The following is a 1,622-nucleotide window of genomic DNA, read 5'->3' as shown; positions in this document are numbered from 1 at the left end:
GGCTCTGGCACAGAAACGGTGGTCGGGGTGACTGGTCTATGCGAGCAGGATTCGTTGTCGTAGGAGCGCGAAGCCGGCTCGGCCGTACATCTGCCGCTTCAGGAACTTGATCTTGGTGTTGGCGCCTTCGATCGGGCCGTTGCTGTGGGGCAGGGTCAGTCCGGCGACGACGGCGGGCAGGTCCATTCGCAGGCCGTGGACGAAGCTGTGCAGCGCGGGTAGGTCGTCGGTGTCGACGGTGGTCAGCCAGGCGTCGAGGTCGTGGCCGCGGCGGGCGGTGAGCAGGCCGGCGAACTCGCGGACGCGGCATGCCAGGACGTTCAGGTGCGGGCAGGCGGCGAGCAGGTCGTCGAGGTGACTGCGGTGATGAGCGGGAAGTTTCTCGGGGCGGCTCATGAGCCAGCCGACCAGGCGTCGCGGTGGTGGTGGGGTGCGTTCGGCGTCGGCGCGGCCCTGGTTGAGGTACCGCACGAGCAGGTTGGCGCTGCCGGTGTAGCCCTGGTCGCGGATCTCGGCCAGCAGCCGGGTCGTTGCCACGCTGGGTTCTTCGGCCCGGCGGCGGCGCAGGTGGTCGCGGAACGGGTCGACCAGTGTTTCGCGGTAGCGTGGCGGGCGCTGCAGGTCCTCGGCGGTAGCGGCGCGGGCATAGCGTTTGACGGTGTTCAGTGCCCAGCCGAGCCGGCGGGCGCACTCCAGCAGGCCAACGCCCTCGTCGAGCAGCGCGTGCACGGCGGCGTGCCGTTGTCGGGTGCGTTCGTCCAGTGGCCGGTCCGGTCGCGGTGGGCCAGGCTGCCAGCAGCCCGAGTGCGCGACCACGGTCTTCTCCACGGCTTTGGCCAGGTTGTTCCACAGGTGCCACCGGTCGCTGACCTGCACTGCGTGGGGTGCGCCGTCGCGGATCGCCTCGGCGTAGGTGGCGGATCCGTCACGGCAGACCACCTTCACCTCGGGATGCTCACGCAGCCACGCGGCCAGGGTCTCGGCCTTGCGATCGGGCAGGACGTCAACACGGGCGTGGGTGACCGCGTCCAGCAGCAAGGTGGCATACCGGCGGCCGCGGCGCAGCGCGAAGTCGTCCACGCTGAGCACCGCGGGCGCCGGGGTGTCCGGTATCGGGGTCGCCATCAGCACCCGCAGCACCGTGCTGCGCGAGATCCGCACGCCCAGCCTCGACAACACCGCCGCACCGGCACGGCTAGCGGTGATCACCGCAAGATCGGCGACCAGGGCAGTCAGCTGCCGGGTCCGCCGCGCCCACCGCTGCGCCAGCACGGGCACCTGCTCGCGGAACGTCCGCTGCGAGCAGGATCCCGTCGCGCAGACCAGCCGGCGAACCCGTGCATGCACGATCACTGCCCGCCCGCCGACCGGGAGATCAGCCAGCTGCCGCTGGTGATAGGCGTGGACGCGGTCGCTGAGCTGCCCGCACTGCGGGCATGCCTCCGGCGTTCCCGCCGTTCGGGCCACGACCTGCACGACCGCTCCTTGATCGATCACCTGCTCGATGACCAGCGAAGACAGCCCGGGGAATACCGACTTGATCACGTCACACCGAAGTCATGATTACCCACGACACCGGCTACTCAGGACGGTACTCACCACCGTTTCTGCGCCAGAGCCGA

General features: G+C 70.0%; 1 protein-coding gene. It reads right to left on the bottom strand.

The genetic code is table 11. The annotated features are described in order from the left end of the window. Positions 1 to 36: 36 nt before the first annotated feature. A complete protein-coding gene (locus ABGB16_RS33635; RefSeq protein ID WP_347672085.1) occupies positions 37 to 1,542 on the bottom strand; it encodes an ISL3 family transposase in 1,506 nt (501 codons plus the stop codon). Positions 1,543 to 1,622 lie beyond the last annotated feature (80 nt).

It is taken from the genome of Micromonospora sp. B11E3 (assembly GCF_039871625.1).
Taxonomy (GTDB): domain Bacteria; phylum Actinomycetota; class Actinomycetes; order Mycobacteriales; family Micromonosporaceae; genus Micromonospora.
The sequence above is the reverse complement of the archived record's forward strand: the minus strand, read 5'-3'. Positions and strand labels throughout refer to the sequence as shown.